The organism is Streptomyces sp. W1SF4, assembly GCF_003950035.1.
GTDB classification, from domain to species: Bacteria; Actinomycetota; Actinomycetes; order Streptomycetales; family Streptomycetaceae; genus Streptomyces; species Streptomyces racemochromogenes.
Map to the genome: position 1 here is coordinate 4,017,224 of NZ_CP034350.1, position 18,345 is coordinate 4,035,568.

General features: G+C 71.9%; 19 protein-coding genes. 13 read left to right on the forward strand and 6 right to left on the reverse strand.

The window, feature by feature from the left end:
• Positions 1 to 32: 32 nt before the first annotated feature.
• Positions 33 to 620: a TetR/AcrR family transcriptional regulator gene (locus D1J60_RS18730; RefSeq protein WP_125821858.1), complete on the reverse strand. Its 588-nt coding sequence runs from the start codon at positions 618 to 620 to the stop codon at positions 33 to 35.
• A 136-nt stretch (positions 621 to 756) separates the two neighbouring features.
• Between D1J60_RS18730 and D1J60_RS18735 the strand changes: the two genes are divergently transcribed.
• Entirely contained in the window at positions 757 to 1,542 is a 786-nt protein-coding gene (locus D1J60_RS18735; RefSeq protein WP_125821859.1) for an alpha/beta hydrolase, read from the forward strand.
• A gap of 68 nt (positions 1,543 to 1,610) precedes the next feature.
• Here the strand turns inward: D1J60_RS18735 and D1J60_RS18740 are convergent, their stop codons facing one another.
• Positions 1,611 to 3,428: a bifunctional metallophosphatase/5'-nucleotidase gene (locus D1J60_RS18740; RefSeq protein WP_125821860.1), complete on the reverse strand. Its 1,818-nt coding sequence runs from the start codon at positions 3,426 to 3,428 to the stop codon at positions 1,611 to 1,613.
• 140 nt (positions 3,429 to 3,568) lie between these two features.
• Here D1J60_RS18740 and mshD point away from each other — a divergent pair, with 140 nt between their 5' ends.
• Complete coding sequence (mshD, locus tag D1J60_RS18745; RefSeq protein WP_125821861.1) at positions 3,569 to 4,498, forward strand: mycothiol synthase; 930 nt, start codon at positions 3,569 to 3,571, stop codon at positions 4,496 to 4,498.
• Between the two features lie 572 nt (positions 4,499 to 5,070).
• Here the strand turns inward: mshD and D1J60_RS18750 are convergent.
• Together D1J60_RS18750 and D1J60_RS37315 are read right to left on the reverse strand one after the other, a co-directional pair.
• Positions 5,071 to 5,325 (reverse strand): hypothetical protein, encoded by a 255-nt coding sequence (locus D1J60_RS18750; protein WP_125821862.1) that lies wholly within the window; start codon positions 5,323 to 5,325, stop codon positions 5,071 to 5,073.
• The gene (locus tag D1J60_RS37315; protein WP_164720921.1) at positions 5,318 to 5,491 is read right to left on the reverse strand and encodes a hypothetical protein; all 174 of its coding nucleotides are present in this window, start codon (positions 5,489 to 5,491) and stop codon (positions 5,318 to 5,320) included. The genes D1J60_RS18750 and D1J60_RS37315 overlap by 8 nt, the downstream gene beginning before the upstream one ends.
• 155 nt (positions 5,492 to 5,646) lie before the next feature.
• On the opposite strand from D1J60_RS37315, the gene D1J60_RS18755 reads away from it, so the two are divergent.
• Complete coding sequence (locus D1J60_RS18755; protein WP_125821863.1) at positions 5,647 to 6,867, forward strand: helix-turn-helix domain-containing protein; 1,221 nt, start codon at positions 5,647 to 5,649, stop codon at positions 6,865 to 6,867.
• Positions 6,868 to 7,490: 623 nt separating this feature from the next.
• On the opposite strand, the gene D1J60_RS18765 is transcribed toward D1J60_RS18755, so the two are convergent.
• On the reverse strand, positions 7,491 to 8,513 hold the full coding sequence (locus tag D1J60_RS18765; protein ID WP_007265470.1) for a LacI family DNA-binding transcriptional regulator: 1,023 nt from the start codon (positions 8,511 to 8,513) through the stop codon (positions 7,491 to 7,493).
• A 24-nt stretch (positions 8,514 to 8,537) separates the two neighbouring features.
• On the reverse strand, positions 8,538 to 9,368 hold the full coding sequence (locus D1J60_RS18770) for a response regulator transcription factor (protein WP_125821864.1): 831 nt from the start codon (positions 9,366 to 9,368) through the stop codon (positions 8,538 to 8,540).
• Between the two features lie 502 nt (positions 9,369 to 9,870).
• On the opposite strand from D1J60_RS18770, the gene D1J60_RS18775 reads away from it, so the two are divergent.
• The 10 genes from D1J60_RS18775 (at position 9,871) to D1J60_RS18820 (ending at position 18,268) form a co-directional block, all read left to right on the forward strand.
• On the forward strand, positions 9,871 to 10,125 hold the full coding sequence (locus D1J60_RS18775; RefSeq protein ID WP_007265472.1) for a MoaD/ThiS family protein: 255 nt from the start codon (positions 9,871 to 9,873) through the stop codon (positions 10,123 to 10,125).
• A gap of 517 nt (positions 10,126 to 10,642) precedes the next feature.
• Complete coding sequence (locus tag D1J60_RS18780; RefSeq protein WP_125824089.1) at positions 10,643 to 11,974, forward strand: hypothetical protein; 1,332 nt, start codon at positions 10,643 to 10,645, stop codon at positions 11,972 to 11,974.
• Positions 11,975 to 12,105: 131 nt separating this feature from the next.
• Positions 12,106 to 12,813 (forward strand): DUF2993 domain-containing protein, encoded by a 708-nt coding sequence (locus D1J60_RS18785; protein WP_125821865.1) that lies wholly within the window; start codon positions 12,106 to 12,108, stop codon positions 12,811 to 12,813.
• 444 nt (positions 12,814 to 13,257) lie between these two features.
• Positions 13,258 to 14,103, forward strand: coding sequence for a sulfurtransferase (locus D1J60_RS18790; RefSeq protein ID WP_125599937.1), 846 nt, complete (start codon positions 13,258 to 13,260; stop codon positions 14,101 to 14,103).
• Positions 14,104 to 14,184: 81 nt separating this feature from the next.
• On the forward strand, positions 14,185 to 14,475 hold the full coding sequence (locus D1J60_RS18795; protein ID WP_030030422.1) for a DUF1416 domain-containing protein: 291 nt from the start codon (positions 14,185 to 14,187) through the stop codon (positions 14,473 to 14,475).
• 148 nt (positions 14,476 to 14,623) lie between these two features.
• Positions 14,624 to 14,887 (forward strand): DUF3099 domain-containing protein, encoded by a 264-nt coding sequence (locus tag D1J60_RS18800; protein ID WP_125599931.1) that lies wholly within the window; start codon positions 14,624 to 14,626, stop codon positions 14,885 to 14,887.
• 119 nt (positions 14,888 to 15,006) lie between these two features.
• Entirely contained in the window at positions 15,007 to 15,789 is a 783-nt protein-coding gene (locus tag D1J60_RS18805) for a hypothetical protein (protein ID WP_125821867.1), read from the forward strand.
• Positions 15,786 to 16,592 (forward strand): hypothetical protein, encoded by an 807-nt coding sequence (locus tag D1J60_RS18810; protein ID WP_241253315.1) that lies wholly within the window; start codon positions 15,786 to 15,788, stop codon positions 16,590 to 16,592. The genes D1J60_RS18805 and D1J60_RS18810 overlap by 4 nt, the downstream gene beginning before the upstream one ends.
• A complete protein-coding gene (locus D1J60_RS18815; protein WP_125821868.1) occupies positions 16,589 to 17,437 on the forward strand; it encodes a hypothetical protein in 849 nt (282 codons plus the stop codon). Before D1J60_RS18810 ends, D1J60_RS18815 begins: the two co-directional genes overlap by 4 nt.
• A 258-nt stretch (positions 17,438 to 17,695) precedes the next feature.
• Positions 17,696 to 18,268 (forward strand): FABP family protein, encoded by a 573-nt coding sequence (locus D1J60_RS18820; RefSeq protein ID WP_125821869.1) that lies wholly within the window; start codon positions 17,696 to 17,698, stop codon positions 18,266 to 18,268.
• Positions 18,269 to 18,345: the final 77 nt, after the last annotated feature.

Sequence of the window (18,345 nt, forward strand, 5' to 3'; positions counted from 1 at the left end):
GACCGGATTATGGCGTGCGGGACCGGCGTTTACTACCCGTCGGTAGGCGCGGGCTCTTCGAGCAACTCGACCATCCTGCGGAGCCCTTGGGTGAGCTCGGCCCCCGTGGGAGCCTGCCCGGGATCGGTCAGCGCCTGCACCATCACCCCGCTCAGCAGCGCGAGGTGCACCGACCCGAGGGCCCGTACGTCCTCGTCGGTCACCGCCTCCTCGGAGACCCCGGCCAGGTGCGCGGCCACCGTCCGCCGGGAGCGGCGCTGTCCCTCGGCCAGGACGGCCAGCAGTTCGGGCGAGGACTGGGCGTGGACGAAGGCCTCGATGTTGGCGATCCACAGCCAGCGCATGTCGAGGAAGTCGCGGATCTTGCGGTCCCAGGTGTCGCCGTACCGTTCCGCCGCGGTGTCGCCCTCGCCGGTGAGCCGGCCGGAGCCGGCGGCCCAGTCGTCCATGGCGGCGAACAGCGCCTGGTTGAGCAGCGCCTCGCGGGACCCGAAGTGGTAGCCGATCGCGGCCATGCTCACCTGTGCCGCCGTGGCGATGTCGCGCACGGTCGTGCGCGAGTAGCCCTTCTCCTCAAGGCAGCGGCGCGCGCCGGCCAGCAGGTCCTCGCGATTTCCCATGCCCCGGATGGTATCGGCGCCCCTCCGGCCACCGTTTGGGCAAGCGCCCCATACGAATGTATTGCGCGCTTGCCCAACTACTGGCACAGTGATGCCCGTGACCACGGCGGGCAACGGAAACGGGGAGACACCAACCATGCGCGACACGCTGACCATCGACGGCCGCACCCTCTCGTACCTGGACTTCGGCGGCCCCGGCCGACCGCTCCTCGCCCTCCACGGCGGCATGTCCGAAGCCGCCGCCTTCACCGGCCTCGCCGCCGCCCTCGGCGACGCGTGGCGGGTCATCGCCCCCGACCAGCGCGGCCACGGCGACTCCGACCGCGCACCCCACTACCGCCGCGAGGGCTACGTCGCCGACGCCGTCGCCCTCCTCGACCACCTCGGCCTCACCGAGCCCGTCGCCGTCCTCGGCTACTCCCTCGGCGGCCTCAACGCCTACCACCTGGCCGCCGCCCACCCCGACCGGGCCGGCGCCCTGATCGGTGTCGACGCCACCGTCGCCATCGACATCCCGGCCGGCCCGCAGTGGTTCGACTTCCTCGGGGCACTGCCCTACTCGGCCCCCACCCGCGAGGAACTCCTCGGCGCCGTCGACCCGGCCGCCCTGCCCTTCGTCGCCGACGGCGTACGCCCGCTCCCCGGAGGGACCGGCTGGCGGCTCGGCTTCCACGGGCAGGACATGCTCGACTCCATCCACGCCTGCGCGGGCGACCACTGGGACACCTGGACCGCCAGCCCCTGCCCCGCCCTGCTCATCCACGGACGCCAGAGCCGGGCCCTCACCCAGGACGTCGCCGACGCCATGGTCCGCCGGCGCCCGGGCACCTCGTACACCGCCCTGGAGGGCGACCACTTCGTCCCCTTCACCGACCCCGAGGGCTTCCACGCGGCCGTCGGGAAGTTCCTGGCGACCCTCTAGCCAAAAGCCGAGGGGGCGGCGGGCCATCGGCCCACCGCCCCCTCGGGGACGCACTGCTTACAGCGCCACTACTTGACGACCTTGATGCGGTCCGCCGCCGGCGGGGCGATCGGGGTCGCCGCCGTCGACTTCGCCAGGTAGGCGTTGAAGGCGTCCAGGTCCGACGCGCCCACCAGCTTGTTCTTGTGCTCCTTCAGGACGGTGAAGCCGTCACCGCCGCCCGCGAGGAACTCGTTCATCACGACCCGGTAGGTCTTGGCGGGGTCGATCGCCGCGCCGTTCAGCTTCACCGAGTCCACGACGATCCGGTCCGCACCCGTCTTCGTCATGTCCAGGGTGTACGTGAAGCCCTTCGAGACCTGCAGGATCTTCGGGTTCGGGCCGTTGACCGTACCGCTCACCTGCTGCTGGAGCGCGGTGACCAGCTGCGCGCCGGTCAGGTCCACCACGTTCATCAGGTTGTTGAACGGCTGCACCGTGTACGACTCGCCGTACGTCACGACACCGTCGCCCTCGTCACCCGCGGCCTTGTAGGCCAGGTCGGCACGGATGCCGCCCGGGTTCATGATGGCCAGCTGCGCGCCGCCCTTGTCCGCCGCGGCCGTGGCCTCCAGCTGCGCGTCCGCGATCAGGTCGCCGAGCGGCTTCTCCGGCGCCTCCGCACCGCGGCCCGGGATGTCGGCCGAGATGTAGCCCATCGGACGGTTCGCCACCGGAGCGGCGAGCGCCTTCCAGCGGGTGATCAGCTCGGACATGTCCGCGGCCTTCGGCTGCTCGCGGCCGACCAGCTTGTTCACCGGCTTCGGCGACAGGACCGGCGTCCGGACGATGTCCTTCGTCGCCCGGTCGTACGTGAGGGTGGTGTCCGTGAACAGCCGGCCGTAGGAGGCGGCCGAGGTCACCGTACGGGGGTTGCCCGCCGGGTCCGGGATGTTGCAGCTGTACGCCTGGTGCGTGTGGCCCGTCACCAGCGCGTCGACCTTCGGGTCGACGTTCTTGGCGATGTCGACGATCGCACCCGAGATGCCCGCGCCGGCGCCCGGCACGTCGCAGTCGTAGTTGTACGCGCCGCTCGCGGGCAGACCGCCCTCGTGGATCAGCGCCACGATCGACTTCACGCCCTGCTTGTTCAGCTCGGCCGCGTACTTGTTGATCGTCTCGACCTCGTCGCCGAACTTCAGGCCCTTGACGCCCTCGGCGGTGACGACGTCCGGAGTGCCCTCCAGGGTGACGCCGATGAAGCCGATCTTCACGTCCCCCTTCTTCCAGACGAAGGTGGGCGACATCAGCGGACGCTTGGTCTTCTCGTCCGTCACGTTGGCGGCGAGGTACTGGAACTGCGCACCGGTGAAGGTCTTGCCGTACTCGAAACAGCCTTCGGTCGGGTGACAGCCGCCGTACGCCATCCGGCGCAGCTCGGTCCTGCCCTCGTCGAACTCGTGGTTGCCGACGCTCGACACGTCGAGGTTCAGCTTGTTGAGCGCCTCGACGGTGGGCTCGTCGTGGAAGAGACCGGACAGCATCGGGCTGCCGCCGATCATGTCACCGGCCGCGGCCGTGACGGAGTACTCGTGACCCTTGCGGGCCTCGCGCAGGCTGGTGGCGAGGTACTCGACGCCACCCGCGGGTATGGCCTTGGTGGTGCCGTCTGCCTGACGTTCGCTCACGGTGCCGGACGAGCCCTGCGGGGGCTCCAGCGTGCCGTGGAAGTCGTTGAACGAGAGCATCTGTACGTCGACGGTGCGCGCCTTGGGAGGCGTACCGCCACCACTCGCGGCACCGGCCGGCAGTGCGGCGGCGACCATCGCGCCGGCCCCCGCCGTGAGGGCGAGTGCGCCGAAGGTCAACCGGCGGGCCGTACGGGGCCGTTGTGGCTTCGCTGACATTTATTCCCCTTTGTGGACAGCGAGACAACATTTTGGGAGGTGCCCGCAGCCTATGGTCAACGCGCGTAGCTACGACAGGGGGTAGCGGGTTGCGAGCTGGTTACGCGCAGCCCTCAGCGGTGGCGCCGTAGGCTCGGAGCATGACTGACGCAGCAGCGGCCCTGGAGCCGGGACGGCAGATTGAGATCCTCGACGAGCTGACGGAGGAGCAGGCCGCCTCCGTACTGGACCTGATCGGAGAGGCGGCCCGCACCGACGGCACCACCGCCGTCTCCGAACAGGGCCGCCTCCAGCTGCGCGGCGGACCGCGCGAGGGGATCCGGCACTTCCTCCTCACCGACGGCGGGCGGCTGTGCGGGTACGGGCAGCTGGAGGACACCGACCCGGTGGAGGCCCCGGCCGCCGAACTCGTCATCCACCCCGCCCTGCGCGGCCGCGGCTACGGCCGGGCCCTGGGCACCGCCCTGCTGCACGCCTCCGGCAAGCGGATCCGGGTGTGGGCGCACGGCGGCAAGTCCGCCGCGCGGCACCTCGCCCAGGTGCTCGGGCTGACCCTCTTCCGCGAACTCCGGCAGCTGCGCCGCCCCCTGGGCCCCGACGCCGCCCCGCTGCCCGAACCGGCCCTCCCGGCCGGCGTGACCGTCCGCACCTTCGTGCCCGGGCAGGACGACACCGCCTGGCTCGCCGCCAACGCCGCCGCCTTCGCCCACCACCCGGAGCAGGGCGCACTCACGCAGCGGGACCTGAACGACCGGATCGCGCAGCCGTGGTTCGACCCCAAGGGCTTCTTCCTCGCGGAGCGGGACGGCGAACTGGTCGGCTTCCACTGGACGAAGGTCCACGCCGAGGAACAGCTGGGCGAGGTCTACGTGGTCGGCGTCCGCCCGGGCGCCCAGGGCGGCGGCCTGGGCAAGGCCCTCACCGCCATCGGCCTCCACCACCTGGCGGAGTCCGGCCTGCCGACGGCGATGCTGTACGTCGACGCGGACAACCCGGCGGCCCTGGCGGTGTACGAGGGCCTGGGCTTCGCGACGCACGAGATCGACCTGATGTACCGGACGGAGAGCTGAGGCGGGGCGGTGGGGGCGGGTCCGGTTAGGACCCGCTATCTCCCCCTCGACCCCGTGGGGTCGAGCGGTGTTCGCCCACCCGCCCCCATGTCTGCGGGCCGGGGGGCCGGTGGGCGGGATCCCCACGGACCGGATCAGAGCGGGTTGGGGGCTTCCCGTCAGTCCCATCGTCCTTCCGGTTCGGGCCGGCCCGTCAAGGGCGCTCCTTCGTCGCGTCGCTACGCGATGGCCTACGGCCACCCTTGACAGACCGACCCGCCCCGGAAAGCCGAAAGACTGCCGGGAAACCCCCAAAGAAACGGCACGGTCCAAGGTGGAGGGACGGGTCCGTCAGCGATGAGGCGAGGGGCCGGGCGCCGGCCCGCCAGGCATCCGGGCCCCCAAGAGCCGAGATCCCGGACCAGGGGCGCGGCAACCCGCACGAGAGGTTGACCAGAGCCCCCGGGGAGCCGACAAGCGAGACAGATCGCTACGCGCTCCTCATTTCTCGGCGGCCGGCGACCGTCCGTGGCTGATACCCGCACGCAAGGACGAACAGAGCAGCCCAGGAATCCGACAGGCGCGACAGATCGCTACGCGCTCCTCGGATCTCGGCGGCCGGCGGCCGTCTGGGGGTGATCGTCTACGGGTTCGATGTTGGTGGCGGCAGTGGTGAATTCACGGCCGGAGGCATCGCGGATGTAGGCGAGTTCTGTCCAGTGCTCGGTGAGGGTGTCGGAGACGTTCTCGTTGATCACAGCCATCAGTTCGCCTTCGACGCCGGAGGCAATGTCGCGGACGCGGCGGCGCAGGAGCCGGTGGGGCACGTATTCGTACTGCTCACTCACCCGGCACCTCTGGGAAGCTGTTCAGGAAACGCATCCAGCCGCTCTGGGCGCGGTCCAGCAGATCGGCGCTGGGCTCGATCAGGAAGGGCGCCTTCCCCGAGGGGCCGTCAAGACCGTCGCTACTGGGTACGTCGCGCGTGCAGCTGTGTTTGATGCGGCTGGTCACGGGTTACTCCCTGCCCTCGTCAATGAGTGGTGGAGCGGAACTCTTCGCAGCGCTCCCATTCGAACCCGGCGGCCGCCCAGGCGTGACCCACCATGTCGGGTGGCGCCCAGGCCGAACCACTGCCGCGTCCTATAGGACCGACCTATATTTCCCGCATGGAGCCCGAGTCGGATGTGTGGGTGCACCCCGAATTACGGGCGGCCGCAGCCGCTGAGGACTGGGCTGCCCTGTTGGGGACGTGGCGGAGGCTGACGCGGAGCAGCCAGAGCCGGCTCGGTGCCCTCGTGGGTCTGGCCCAACCCGATGTGTCCGCCATCGAGAACCGCCGGCGCGTGGTGACCTCGGCCGAGGTGCGGCAGCGCATCATCGACGGGCTCGGCGTGCCCCTGGAACTGCTCGGTGCCCGGTACGAGGACCTGCCGCTTCCCTCGCTCGTGCTGCCCGGGGTGGTGTCGGAGACCGACGGCGAGCGTTTGGGCGGGGTGCAGAAGGGTGGGCTGCGGCTGGATGCCGCTTCTGTCGATGCGATGGACGCCTTGTTGGCCGCGCATCGGCGGGCCGAGGACACGGTGGGGTCGCGCACCGTTGCACCGCTGGTTCTGGCGCAGTTCAGGGAGGTGGCCGGGCTGTACGGACAGGCTCGGGGGGCCTTGGCCGACCAGGTGGTGAGGTTGCTGGCCGAGTACGCCCAGTTCCTGGCGTGGATGGCGCAGGACCAGGACAAAGCCCCCGTGGCACTCGGATGGTTCGACCGGTCCTACGACTGGGCGTTGGAGGCCGGCTACGGCGACCTGGCGGCCACCACCCTGAGCATGAAGGCGCACCTGGCGTGGTCGGGAGGCAGGGGCCGCCGGTGTGTGCGGCTGGGTGAAGCTGCTGCTTCTCTTTCGGGGGCGAGCGAGGCCACTCGGGCCATGGCGGTGCAGATGGCGGGGCGGGGATACGCGCTGGCGGGTGAGCGCGACGAGGCGTACTCCCGACTGGACGAGGCGCAGCGGATCATCGCCGGTGCCGTCGACGCGCCTCCGTGGCTCTACTTCTACGGCGAGTCCTGGTTCGCGGCCCAGCGCGGCATGGCAGACCTGCACCTGAAGGACTGGGACGGTGCGGTCGGGAACCTGACCTCGGGGCTGGCCGGCTTCGCCCCGTCATTCCGCCGGGACCGGGCCTGGTACGGATCCTGCCTCGCCCACGCATACGCGGGCGCTGGAGAGGCCGAGGCCGCCCTGACCGAGGCCCTGGGCGTGATCCACGACGCCTCGGAGGTCGGCCGCCCGCACGCGTGGGCCGAGCTGCACAAGGTGGGCGCCATCCTGCTGCGCAGAGGGGCCCGGGAAGGCCGGACGTTGGTGGCCATGCTCGCCCAGCTCGACTGACCTCGCCCTATGGCGCGGCTATCAGCCCAGGGCGGTCGCCGGCCGCCGGGCCGAGAGGAGCGCGTAGCGATCTGTCGCGCGAGGCGGCTTCCCGCAGCGCTGTGATCAACCTCTGGTGCGGGTATCAGCCACGGGCGGTCGTCGGACGCTGAGAAATGGGGAGCGCGTAGCGATCTGTCGCGTCTGTCGGCTCCTTGGGCTGCTCTGGTCGTCTTCTCGTGCGGGTGGTCGCGCCCCTGGCCCGGGATCACGGACGTGGGGGGCGTATGTCGGGCGGGGTCGGCGCCCGGCCCCTCGTCTCAGCGCTGAGGGACCCGCTCCTCCAGGATCGTCCGTCCCGTTTCTTTGGGGGTTTCCCGGCAGTCTTTCGGCTTTCCGGTTCGGGGCGGTCGGTCAAGGGTGGCCGAAGGCCATCGCGTAGCGACGCGACCGAAGGGAGCGCCCTTGAGGGACCGGCCCGAACCGGAAGGACGATGGGACTGACGGGAAGCCCCCAACCCTCCCTGAGACCGCCCGAGGGGATCCCGCCCACCCGGCCCCCGGCCCGCAGACAAGGGGGCGGGTGGGCAACCGCCGCCCACCCCTCGAGGGGGACACAGCGAGCCCCCGCCCCCGACCCCCCCCTACCGGCAGCCGCAGCTGCGCCGGATGACCAGGGCCGACGGGAACTGCTTCAGGCGTTCGCGGCGGGAGCCGGCCACGCGGAGGGCGTCGTCCAGGACGAGGTCCACCGCCGCGCGGGCCATCGCGGGGCGGTCCGAGGCGATCGTCGTCAGGGGCGGATCCGTCAGGGCCGCCTCCTTGACGTCGTCGAAGCCGGCCACCGCCAGCTGCTCGGGGACGTCGATGCGCAGCTCGCGCGCGGCGCGCAGGACGCCGATGGCCTGGTCGTCCGTCGCGCAGAAGATCGCCGTCGGCCGGTCCGGGCGGGCCAGGACCTCCAGGGCGACCCGGTACGCGTCGTAGCGGTTGTACGGGGCCTCGATGAGCCGGCCCTCGACCGACCGTCCGGCCTCCAGCATGGCCCGGCGCCAGCCCTCGACGTGGTCGGCGACCGGGTCGCCGACCGAGGGGGTGTTCTCGATGCCGCCGATGCAGGCGACGTACTCGTGCCCGTGTTCCAGCAGGTGCCGCGTCGCGAGCTGCGCGCCGCCGATGTCGTCCGTGACGACCGCGACGTCGTCGATGGCTTCCGGGCGCTCGTGCAGCAGCACCACCCGCGCGTCCCACGCGTCGATCTCGGAGGCGGCGCGCTCGCTCATGCCCTGGCTGACGAGGATCAGACCGGACACCCGCATCCCGAGGAAGGCGCGCAGGTAGTGGACCTCGCGCTCGTCCCGGTAGTCGGAGTTGCCGACGAGGACCATTTTTCCGCGTTCGGCGGCAGCCTGCTCGACCGCGTGCGCCATCTCCGCGAAGAACGGCTGACGGGCGTCGGGGACGATCATGCCTATGAGGTCGGTGCGGCGTGACGCCATGGCCTGGGCCACGCGGTCGGGCCGGTACCCCAGCTCCTTGATCGCGGCGAGTACACGCTCGCGCGTGGCCGGGGCGACCGGCCGGGGTCCGTTGTTGATGACGTAGCTCACGACGGCGGTAGAAGTACCCGCAAGTCGCGCTACGTCATCCCGCGTCACCTTGGCCACGCGCGGAAGTCTACGCGGGGTGACCTACCTCTGGGCAGGGTGTTTGGCCGACTGGCTGGTCACAGGAGCTTCCTCCGAACGGCCTACGGGTCCGCTCGTACGGTCGGCGGCCTGCGGCGCGGCCTGTGCCGCCGCCTTCCCCGGGGCCTGCTTGGCGGCGGCTTCGGCGGCCGCGCGCTCCACCTTCTCCGGGGTGACGAAGCGGTAGCCGACGTTGCGCACGGTGCCGATCAGGGACTCGTGCTCGGGGCCGAGCTTGGCCCGCAGCCGCCGTACGTGGACGTCGACCGTCCGGGTGCCGCCGAAGTAGTCGTAGCCCCAGACCTCCTGGAGGAGCTGGGCGCGGGTGAAGACCCGGCCGGGGTGCTGGGCGAGGTACTTCAGCAGTTCGAACTCCTTGAAGGTGAGGTCGAGGACCCGCCCCTTCAGCTTCGCGCTGTACGTCGCCTCGTCGACCGACAGGTCGCCGTTGCGGATCTCCATGGGGGAGTCGTCCGAGCCCAGCTGCTGGCGGCCGGTGGCCAGCCGCAGCCGTGCCTCGACCTCGGCGGGGCCGGCGGTGTCGAGGAGTACGTCGTCGATGCCCCAGTCGGCGGTGACGGCGGCGAGGCCGCCCTCCGTCACGACGAGGATCAGGGGGCAGCCGGGTCCGGTGGACCGCAGCAGCTGGCACAGCGACCGCACCTGCGGCAGGTCGCGGCGGCCGTCGACGAGGATCACGTCGGCGCCGGGGGTGTCCACCAGGGCCGGTCCCTCGGCGGGGGCCACCCGGACGTTGTGCAGCAGCAGGCCGAGTGCGGGCAGCACCTCGGTCGACGGCTGCAGGGCATTGGTCAACAGGAGGAGAGAGCTCATGCCCGGCCACCTGCCCGGTTCGGGCGGCCGTGCTCCTGTTTGCTTCGCTGGTCCATCACGTCGGTTCCTCCTCGGTCCCGTCGAGGACGTGCGCGGTACGGCTTCGTACGACTTGCCTGGCATGCCCTCCGGCCCCCGCGCCCTGGGGTCCGGACGGATACCTCTGTTCTCGGTCCGTTCAACGTGCTGAAAGCACAAAAGGACCCGGGGGCCACGTTGCCCGGATCCTCTACGCCGCCAGAATAGCCCACCGGCCCTTTCGGGGCCGAGGGCTGTCGTGCACCGCATTCTGTGGTTCGCGCCACGCCTTCCTCCTGCGTATGCCCTGGTTTCACCGGATCGAGCGGTCCGCCGACCAGTCCTGCGGGGCCTCGGGGCGCACGGACGGCGCGCTGAGGCACGCCGGGGTGACGGGCCGGAGGGGTCATCATGGAGGCCGACGGTAGAGAGCCGACGGAGCCGACCACGGGACCGCCCGGTCGGCCGAGCGATAGGAGCTGCAGTGGCAACCGGAACCATCCGCTACTGGGCGGCGGCGAAAGCCGCGGCCGAGACGGCGGAGGAGCCGTACTCGGCGCGCACACTGGCCGAGGCGCTCGACGCCGTGCGGGACCGCCATCCGGGGGAACTCACCCGGGTCCTGCAGCGCTGCTCCTTCCTCGTGAACGACGAGCCCGTGGGCAAGCGCCCGCACGATGCCGTCCTGCTGACCGAGGGGGGCACCGTCGAGGTGCTCCCGCCGTTCGCGGGCGGGTGAGCGGATACCGATGAGCACTCCCGAAGAGCAGCAGCGGCAGCAGCGGCAGGACGCCGAGCAGGACCCGTACTCCACCCAGACCTGGCAGTCCGACACCTGGGAGACCGGGTACCAGCCGGTGCAGCCGCCGCTGGGCTCGGTGCCCGGCCAGCCGGCGGCCCCGGCCCCTGCCCCGGCCCCGCAGGGGCAGTGGGGGCAGACCGGTGGCGGTGGCGTGCCGTGGCCGGACGCCACCGGGGGCGGTGCGGCCGCCGCCGAGACGGCGTACCTGCCGCCCGTGCCGGCGCAGCAGCAGCCCGCGGCGCCCGAGGGCTGGTTCCGCGACGAGCAGCCGGCGGCTCCCGCGCAGGGCGGCTGGCCCGGCGACGCGGCCGCGCAGACGGCGTACCTGCCGCCCGTGCCGGCCCAGCAGGCTCCGCAGCAGCACCAGCCCCAGCAGCCCGCCGTACCCGACGGCTGGTTCCGCGAGGAGCCGGCGCAGGTGCCGCAGCCGCAGCCGCAGCCGCAGGCCCCGGCCGTGCCGTGGCCGGACGCCACCGGGGGCGGCGGGGCCGCTTCCGCCGCCGCCGAGACGGCCTACCTCCCGCCGGTGCGGGAGCCCGCCGGGGCCGCGGAGCAGACCGCGTACCTGCCGCCGGTGCGGGAGTCCGCCGGGGTCGCGGAGCAGACCGCGTACCTCCCGCCGGTGCGGGAGTCCGCCGGGGTCGCGGAGCAGACCGCGTACCTGCCGCCGGTGCAGCCGCAGGGGGCCGTGCCGGACGGCTGGTTCCGCGAGGAGCCGCAGCAGGCCTCCGCCGCCGCGGCCGCCGCCGAGACGGCGTACCTGCCGCCGGTGCGGGAGTCCGCGGGGGCGGCGGAGCAGACCGCGTACCTCCCGCCCGTGCAGCCCCAGGCCTCCGCGCCGGGCGCGTGGGGCGCGGAGGACTCCGCCGCCGCGCAGACGGCGTACCTGCCGCCCGTGCGGGAGCCCGCCGCCGAGCAGACCGCGTACCTCGCGCCGGTCCCGGCGGAGCCGCAGCCGCAGCCGCAGGCCGCCGTGCCCGGTCCGTCCGCCGAGTACTCGCCGCCGACCCTCGGCGGCAACACCCTGCGTGCCGTCGACCCCGCCCAGGCCCGCGCCGAGGGCCGGTCGCCGATCATCGACCCCGGTCCGCAGTCGGCGATACTGACCGCCGCGCTCGGCCTGCTGATGGCCGGTGCCGCCGCGGTCGGCCAGTGGGCGCTGCTCGTCCCGCTGATCGCCCTCCAGGGGCTCACCGCGGCCGGCTGGTTCCGCCTCAACGGCATGTGGCCGGCCCGCCAGGGCATCGTCCTGGCCTTCGCGGGGGCCCTCGTCGCCGACGGCGCGGTGCTCGCGCTGGACCGCACGTACGCGCCCGGCGCGGTCATCGGCACGCTCGGGGCCTGGGTGCTGCTGACGCTGGTGCTCCAGCTGCGCAGCCACGCGGACCCCGACGAGCGGATGTACGGGCTGATGGCCTCGGTGGTCTCCGCCGCGCTGGCCATCGTCTGCACGGGCTTCCTCGGCGCTGACTGGCAGCCGGTGACCACCGGTGCGGTGGCCGTCGCGGTCGCGGTGTTCGCGCGGGCGCTGCCGCTGCCCACCCCGGCCTCCGTCGGCGTCTCGCTGGCCGCCGCGGCCGGTGCGGGCATCGCGGTCGGCGGGCTGACCGGGCTGGGCGCCGGCGGGGCGCTGGTCGGCCTCGCGGCCGGGGTGTGCGCCCTGATCGGGCTGCGCGTGGCCGCGTACGACTACCCGTCGAAGTTCGTCCACATGACGGCCGGTGTCGCGCTGCCGCTGGCCGCCGCGGCCCCCGCCGTCTACCTGATGGGCCGGGTGGTCGGCTGACGCCCCCGGCTGCCCCGCGCGGCCCCGGGGCTGCCCCGCGGGGCCCCCGGGCAGCCGCGCCGCTGACACCACCCTCACGGCCGATCATGGTCCACTGGAACGTACGTACCGACTAGTTGGGGGAGGGACACGTGCGTTTCCTACGTGTCGTGGTGATCATCGGCGTGGTGCTGGGAGGACTGTTCGTGGGCGTCGACCGCTGGGCGGTCGGCTATGCCGAGGACCGGCTGGCCGACCAGGTCCGGTCCCGCCAGGGCCTCGCGGGCAGTGCCGAGGCGGAGATACACGGCTTCCCCTTCCTGACGCAGGCGCTCAGCCGCGACCTGGAGCAGGTCGACCTGTTGCTCGAAGGGGTCGACGTCACCGCCGACGGCCGCAAGACGCGGCTGTCGCAGCTCAAGGCCTCGTTCCACGAGGTGAAGCTGAACGAGGGCTACAACGGCGGTACCGCCAAGCGGGCCGAGGGCTCCGCGCTGATCACGTACGAGGACCTCACCAAGGCCTCACAGAACGGTGTGGTCCTCACCTACGGCGGGGCGCCGAACAAGGTGAAGGTCACCGCGACCCTGGACTTCCTCGGCAGGACCATGACCCGCAGCGTGGTGTCCACCGTCGCCCTCGTCGACGCGGGCGGTTCCAAGGTCGTCCGGGTCCGCGCGGACGCCGTCCCGGGCGAGGGCATCCCGGGCATCGAGAGCGCGGTGCGCAAGCGGACCGACTTCGACCGCCGCATCGACGACGGCCTGCCGGCCGGGCTCAAGCTCGCCTCGCTGACCTCGGACGAGTCCGGTGTGCACCTGGCCCTGAGCGGTACGGACGTGTCCCTGGCCGGATCGTGAGACGGAGCGGTCCGATCCGCAGAAGGGCGGACCGCCCGACCAGCCCCGGAAGGCCGCGAGAAGGCCGTCCGGGGCTTTCTCGTCCCGGAATGCGGACGATCCTGTCTCGACATATGACACGCCGGTGACAGGGCGGCCGTTTCGTCCCTACGATCCATGGCTATGAAGCATCAGCAGGCGGACCTCACGAAGCGGCGGGCAGTGGACCTGTGTCGCGTCGCCGCCATGCTCTGTCGCTCCATGTGAGGTGTGAGCCTTCCGCTCCGCCGGCCGGACCGACGGCCCTTCATCCGTGTGACCGCGCCTGGCGCGCACCGGCCTCCTGCCCCCTGACGCCTCCCCGCGCAGGGTCCGAGAGCCGCACCCGCAGCGGCACGCACCAGCACAGCCCGCTTCGCAGCAGCCCCACACAGCCCCGCCGCAACTGCCCCGGAGGAGAACACCATGAGCCGCAGCGACGTCCTCGTAGACGCCGACTGGGTCGAGGCCCACCTGAACGACGCCAACGTCGTGATCGTCGAGGTGGACGAGGACACGTCCGCGTACGACAAGAACCACATCACCAACGCCGTCCGGATCGACTGGAAGCAGGACCTCCAGGACCCGGTCCGCCGCGACTTCGTGGACCAGGAGGGCTTCGAGAAGCTCCTCTCCGCCAAGGGCATCTCCAACGACGACACCGTCGTCCTCTACGGCGGCAACAACAACTGGTTCGCGTCCTACGCCTACTGGTACTTCAAGCTCTACGGCCACCAGGACGTCAAGCTCCTCGACGGCGGCCGCAAGAAGTGGGAGCTCGACTCCCGCGACCTGGTCGACGGCAAGGACGTCCCGAACCGCCCGGCCACCGAGTACAAGGCCAAGCCGCAGGACACCTCGATCCGCGCCTTCCGCGACGACGTCGTGGCCGCGATCGGCTCCCTGAACCTGGTCGACGTCCGCTCGCCCGACGAGTTCTCCGGCAAGCTGCTCGCCCCGGCGCACCTGCCGCAGGAGCAGTCGCAGCGCCCCGGCCACGTGCCGAGCGCCCGCAACATCCCGTGGTCCAAGAACGCCAACGACGACGGCACCTTCAAGTCCGACGAGGAGCTGACCGCCCTCTACGAGGCGGAGCAGGTGGACCTGGCGAAGGACACCATCGCCTACTGCCGCATCGGCGAGCGCTCCGCGCTCACGTGGTTCGTGCTGCACGAGCTCCTGGGCCAGGAGAACGTCAAGAACTACGACGGCTCCTGGACCGAGTACGGCTCGCTGGTCGGCGTGCCGATCGAGCTCGGCCCCAACAAGTAGTCCCGGCGGCGGGGGCGGGCACGCGACGCCCGCCCCCGCGCCCTCGCAGCAGCAGAACCTCTCTAGGACAGGACAGAGAACATGTGTGGAGCACAGATCGGCGGGCCCGACCTCGCGACGCTGAAGCCCGGTGAGACCGCGATCCAGGGCCAGGTGACCAAGGACGGCGAGCCCGTCAGCGGCTACGTCCGCCTGCTGGACTCGACCGGCGAGTTCACCGCCGAGGTCCCCACCTCCGCGACGGGCCAGTTCCGCTTCTACGCGGCCACCGGCTCCTGGACCCTGCGGGCGCTCGTCCCGGGTGCCCAGGCCGACCGCGCCGTCGTCGTGGCCGAGGCCGGCGGCGTGACGGACGTCGCCATCGCGGTCTGAGCACCGTCGCGGTCTGAGCACACCGGACCGACAGCCGAACCGGCCGAAGGGCCGCACCCCCGGGGGTTGGACGCCACTGGAACGGGGTGCGGCCCTTCGCGCCGTCCGCCGCCCTTGTGTTCCCGGGGGCCCGTCCTACGCTGGAAACATGTACGCGCGGCGCCGACGCGCCTATTTCTGGCTCATGGGCGGATGCCTGTTCCTCTTCGTCTCCGCCTGGTCCTTCGTGCGCCTCCTCTCGGTCGAGGCGGCGGTCGCGCTGTGCGTGGTCGCCATGGTCATTCCGCCCGTCGCCGCGATGGTGGCGAACCGGCGGGGGCCGGACGACCGCTGGTGGGACGACCCCTCGGGCGATCCGAAATCGGACGAGTGGTGGGACGAACTGGACGGAAAGCGGCATCCGGAAGACTGAATGCCGCCTATATAAAAGCGTAATAAAGATGCGTACAACGGGCCCCCGCCCCAGGGTGTCTTGGATGTGCGCGGGCGAACGAACGATCCCGCGGCTCCAGTCCTGTGGGGGGACCCCTCTTGGAAAACCAGATCCAGGAATCGGGTACTCCGGAAACTCCGCCGGTCGACCCGGCCATTCCGGACGTACCCGCTCCGACCCGTGCCCCGCGCCGCCGCGGCCGTACGACGCTGCTGATCGCCGCCGCCCTCGTCCTGGGAGCGGCCGCCGGCACCGTCACCGGCTACGCCGTCCAGTACCAGCGCCCGCCCACGGCCCTGCCGCCGCTGGCGCAGCAGAAGCTCGACACGCCGAAGGCGCTGGCGCCGAACGACACGACGACGGCCAAGTCGGTCAACGCCACCCGCTGGCACAAGACGGACGGCGACCTCACCGAGCTGCTGCTCCCGGTGCCGGACGGGGCCAAGGCCGAGGGCGCCGGCTACATCCCCCTCGACGCCTTCGCCGTCGGCTACTTCCAGGAGCCCGGCGGGGCCCTCGCCGACTTCGCCGAAGGACGGATCCGGCGCGTCGCGTCGACCTCGTGGACCCAGGGTCAGGTGCACGCCGAGATCCAGCTGGTCCAGTTCCGCGAGCGCGCCGGAGCGGAGGACTTCCAGCGGGGGCAGTCGGAGTACATGCCCGAGGCGGACTTCGCGGGGAACCGGGGCGTGGCCATTCCGGGTGTGACCCCGGACCTGGGCCACGTCTGGGTGGACGCCAAGGCCGACGGGGTTCACGGTGCCCGGGCCCTCGCCCGCCGGGGCGACATCGTCGTGGACATCCACTACTACGAAGACCACGGCAAGATCGCGGAGGCCGACGTCATCGACCTCGCCAAGAAGCAGCTGGAGCGACTGTGACCGAGCCGCTGCACGACGCCGCTGCCGCCCCGGCCGAGGCCGAGGCCCCCGCCCCCGTGGAGGCCGTCGCCCCGCGATCCCGCCGGACCCGCGCCTACGTCGCCGCCGGGACCGCCGTCGTCCTCCTCGCGGCCGGCGGGGTCGGGGCCGCCTGGGCGCTCGACGCCGCCGACCGGACCGCTGCCACGCGCTACTGGAGCGCCGAGGGCGTCAGCCCCCGCGGCCCCGAGATGCCCGCCGCCGTCCCCCAGGACGGCCTGGCGGCCAGGCTGCTGCCCGTGCCCGGCAGCCACAGGCCGGGACCCGATCTCGGCAAGGACGGCAACGACTTCTTCGTCTCCGGCGACAACACCGTCCAGGGATTCAAGGACGCTCGCAAGGGCCTCTCCGACAGCCAGCGCAAGAAGCGTGACGAAGCGCTCGCCGAACTCAAGCTCAAGGGCCGGGCCGGCCGCAGCTACACGGAGGGGACGGGCCGGTCGGTCGTCGAGATCCGCCTCATGCAGGCCGACCCGAAATTCCTGGGCAAGACCTCCGAGGTCTTCAAGAAGCTCATGGACGCCGTGTCGGAAGGACGCGAGACCCCGAAGGTGGACGGGTACCCCGACGCGAAGTGCGCCGTGGTCACCCTCGGGGACGAGGAGCGGAAGGGCAGGATCGACTCGATGGAGTGCGTGGCGCTCCAGGGCGACGTCCTCGTCAGCTTCCGCGCCTACGGGCCCCAGCCCTTCTCGTCCGGCGACGCCGTCAAGTTCTTCCAGCAGCAGCTGAACCACCTGAAGTCCCCCGGGGAGTCCGCGTGACCGAGCAGAGCACCGTCACCCCGGAAACCGCCGGGACGCCCGCCGCCGAGGCCGTCGCCCCGCCCGCTCCCGAGGGGCCCGCTCCCAAGGGCCGTCGCAGGCTCCTCGCCGCCCTTCGCTGGACCGTCGCCGTGCTCGCCTTCGCCGCCGCCGGCACCGGAGCGGCGTACGGGATCACCCGGGCCGAGCGCACCGACCTGCCGGGCCTGTCCACCCAGGACGACGGCCGCTGGACCTACCCGGCGCTCGCCAAGCCCGGTCTGGCCCCCGGTGCCGCCCAGCCCTTCGCCAAGGACAACGAGGACGGCATCCACTACGCCGCCCTGCCCCAGCTCCTGCTGCCCGCCCCCAAGGGCTCCACCCCGGATGCGGCGCTCAGGGTGGAGAAGGACCAGGCCGTGTCCGTCGACACCTTCCTGGAGGAGTACGAACCCGCCGCGCGGACCAAGATGAAGCAGGCCTTCACCGACGACGGCCTGCGCCAGATCGCCGCCCGCGGCTGGACCATGCCCGACGGCACCCGTACCCGTGTCTACCTGCTGCGTTTCCACTCCTCCGGCTTCGTGGACGCCTTCGAGGGCTGCGGCATCAACATGAACCTCAACGGGATCAACCGGATCGAGGGCGACAGCGACTGGAGCAAGGTCAAGAACGACCAGAACCCGCCCGACCTCGCGGACGTGTCCCTGTTCGCCGAAGCCGCCCCGGTCGGCGACGAGGACCTGAAGGCCGGTTGCGTCAAGGGCGGAGACATCCAGGCCGTCGTCCTCCAGACCCGCAAGGGGAAGGTGGCCGCGGTCCCCTTCCACCAGACGGTGATCCTCCAGGACCAGCTGCTCCACTGAACCGGTACGGCCTACCTCACTCCGTGCTCCGGGCCCCGGGCCAGTAGGCTTGGGGACCGGCCCCGTCCACCCGCACCGAATCCTCCGAGGAGCACCCCGTGCTTGAGGCAGTCTTCACCTCCCTGCTGGTCCTGGTCTGCGTCGGCGTCCTCGCCTTCACCGGCCTGGCCGTCAAGAAGCTGTACCAGGGTCAGCGCTGAGCATCCGCCCAGCCGACCGCCCCGGAACCCCTCCCACAGATCGCCTGAGCAGCCAACCATGATCCAGATCCCGTCCGACCTGAACCCGGGCCTCGTCCCCCTCGCCTTCCTCCTCGGCACCTGGGAAGGCGCAGGCGTGTTCGACTTCCCCGGCGAGGAGAAGTGCAACTTCGGCCAGGAAGTCGTCTTCAGCCACGACGGCCGGGACTTCCTGGAGTACACCTCCCGCACCTGGGTGCTCGACGCCGAGGGCAACAAGGTGCGCCCGCTGGAGTCCGAGTCGGGCTACTGGCGCATCGACAAGGACCGCAAGGTCGAGATCGTCATGGTCCGCGACCAGGGCGTCGTCGAGGTCTGGTACGGCGAGCTCGCCGACCAGAAGCCCCAGATCGACCTGGTCACCGACGCGGTCGCGCGTACCGCCGTGTCCGGCCCGTACAGCGGCGGCAAGCGCCTCTACGGCTACGTGAAGAGCGACCTCATGTGGGTCGGCGAGAAGGCCACCCCCGACGTCGAGCTGCGCCCGTACATGTCGGCCCAGCTCAAGAAGGTCGTCACCCCGGAGGAGATCGCCGACATGGCGCGCAACCTCCCGGAGCTCCCCGAGGACGGCATCGCCTTCTTCCGCTGAGCCCGCCCGGCCGCGAGGCCGCGAGCGCACGCAGGACGCAGGAGGACGGGGGACCGCGGGCTGACCGCGGTCCCCTT